This is a genomic window from Chromobacterium sp. ASV23 (genome assembly GCF_016428945.1).
In the GTDB taxonomy this organism is placed as follows: domain Bacteria; phylum Pseudomonadota; class Gammaproteobacteria; order Burkholderiales; family Chromobacteriaceae; genus Chromobacterium; species Chromobacterium sinusclupearum.
In genome coordinates this window covers 1-509 of sequence record NZ_JAELTR010000170.1, presented here as the reverse complement: position 1 = coordinate 509, position 509 = coordinate 1, and the positions used below count along the sequence as shown (strand labels likewise).

Here is a 509-nt window from a genome sequence, read left to right as displayed (position 1 = left end):
ATATTGTTTATTTTATTCTCAATGCGGTTGAACTGTGGAAAAAGTTTGAATATCCACTTTGTAATGAATCTTGTTTTTAATTTATTCTTATTAAGAATATTTTCAATGGCTAAATTTTTATTTTCCATTAATCTGGCCTCGCGAGATTGGCTCAGATCCGATAAGAGAACTATTCTATCCTCTCCAAGTTCTAATTTTCGAGTATAGAAGGAAAGGCCATCAGCATCAGGGTGGCGGTTTAAAATAATTCTAAATGACTTCTCAATAAACTCTTTGTCGCTTGCTGTGTAGATGAAGTCAAGGGATTCATCAATTTCGATATTCTGGTTTTTCAATTTAAAAATTCCTAGATGTAAATTTCTTCAACTGCAAAATAAATTTTTATCCTCAAAAAAAGAATTAATTATTTTTGAGGTGTTGCCCCATGTGAAGTTTGATTGGTATTTTTCAGAGGTTGAAATTGATTTTATCCAACTTGAAATTTGATCGGGGAGTGAATCTTTATCGCC

The 509-nt window shown here is 31.6% G+C and carries 1 protein-coding gene; it reads right to left on the bottom strand.

The window, feature by feature from the left end:
- The coding region (locus JHD59_RS22110) for a DUF4214 domain-containing protein (RefSeq protein ID WP_199155853.1) at window positions 1-335 on the bottom strand (335 nt) is incomplete at its 3' end.
- Window positions 336-509: the final 174 nt, after the last annotated feature.